The sequence below is a fragment of the Micromonospora sp. CPCC 206061 genome, from assembly GCF_036906915.1.
Taxonomy (GTDB): Bacteria; Actinomycetota; Actinomycetes; order Mycobacteriales; family Micromonosporaceae; genus Phytohabitans.
The window spans coordinates 1-1,491 of sequence record NZ_JBAKHX010000201.1; the positions used below are offsets into that span (position 1 = coordinate 1).

The following is a 1,491-nucleotide window of genomic DNA, read 5'->3' on the forward strand; positions in this document are numbered from 1 at the left end:
CCAGCACGCGAAACGGCGGGCGACGCCCCTGCCCGGATCCCCGGCTTCCTTCCGCGGCCAACTCCGCAGTGCATGTGCTCCGCGAGCCGACCCTTGGCTCACTGCCGTGCGCGGGACGCGTTGCATGGATGGTGCTCACCTGCTGCGTCTGCACACGGTGGACGGGCCGGACGACATCGCTGCTGCCGGTCATGCTGCTGGCCCACCGGCCCAAGCAGATCGGCGCCGCGGCCACTCACGGCGTCGACCGGTAGATCTGCGGGCACGCCCACGACGGCCAGATCTGGCCGTTTCATTACCTGGTACGCCTCGACCAGCCGGCCGGCCAGGGCCTGAGCGCCACGGCGGCCGGACCCGGCACTACAAAGCAGCCAGGGCACCGGCTTCTGAGGCCCACATCTGCTGGTGTTCGCGCCCAGCGAGATCACCGTACCCGCCCCGGGACGAGTGACCGGCTCGGCGCTGCCGGGTACGCATGCCTAGTCAGGCGGGTACGCCGACTCATTCGCCGGTCCTCCGGGGTTCGTATGATCGAGCCGTGAACGCGGTCGTGCCCGGCGGGCACCGGTTGCGCGGCACCATGGCGGGGCGCCATACCGCGGTTGTGCTCGTAGGCGTCGTCGCGGTGGCGGTCGCGGCGATCGCGGTGGCGGCGTTGCTAGACCGGCAGCGGTACGTGCTGCTTCTGCCGATGGCGACGTGGCGGGCAAGGGCCGTCCTGGTCGCCGCTGCGCCGGGGCTGCTCGGGCTCGCATGGTGGCTGCTGGCCCGGACTCGTAGAGCCGCGATGGCCGCTGCGGTTACGACCGTGCTCGCGCAGGCGGTGGCCTGCTTCGGTGGATACTGGCTGCTGGCCTGGTCTGCCCTCATCGAGGAGATCCCGAGCGAGGGGCCTGAGACCATCGCGGTCTCGCCGGCCGGCGACTTCGAACTCGTCCGAACCGTCTACCGAGGAGGGCTCGGCGAGGGATCATACGAGGTGGTGCGTGTCAGGTCACGGGACGCAGTGGCCAGCAGGGAATCGGCGGCCGCCGTCGTTCGCTGCCGCACCTCGTACTACGAGACGCCGGACCTGGTCACGTGGCACGTCGTCACCGCGCGAGACGTCGCCTTCGTCGACGAGACGACCGTCGACGTGAGCCACACCGATCAGCTTGTCCGCTTCGATCCGGACACGCTTCGGGTGGACGGCGCCGTCCAGCTACCCGTTTGCCCGACCGAGCGCCGGCGTCCGACTGCCGGTGGATAGCCCATGGGGGACCGGTGTCCATTGTGTCTGAAGGGGGAAGCCGGCACCGCGGCCGGCGGAATCCGGGTCGCTACACGAGATCTTGCTGATCCTCGCCTCCCGTCGATCCCGACCGGCGGCGGCGACGGCAGCCAGTGACTGCGCGTAGTTGCTGATCGGGGCGCCGCTGCTCACTAGTTTGCCGATGTCAGTGCGGTATGGGGTGCGAGCGTTGAACGACGAAACGGTGCTGGCCGTTCATG

Annotated in this window: 2 protein-coding genes; both read left to right on the forward strand. The window is 69.8% G+C overall.

Going from position 1 to position 1,491, the window contains the following annotated elements; genetic code table 11:
- On the forward strand, positions 1 to 254 hold a 254-nt coding region (locus V6V89_RS41365; RefSeq protein ID WP_334625211.1), incomplete at its 5' end, for a hypothetical protein.
- A 284-nt stretch (positions 255 to 538) separates the two neighbouring features.
- Positions 539 to 1,249 (forward strand): hypothetical protein, encoded by a 711-nt coding sequence (locus V6V89_RS41370; protein ID WP_334625212.1) that lies wholly within the window; start codon positions 539 to 541, stop codon positions 1,247 to 1,249.
- Positions 1,250 to 1,491 lie beyond the last annotated feature (242 nt).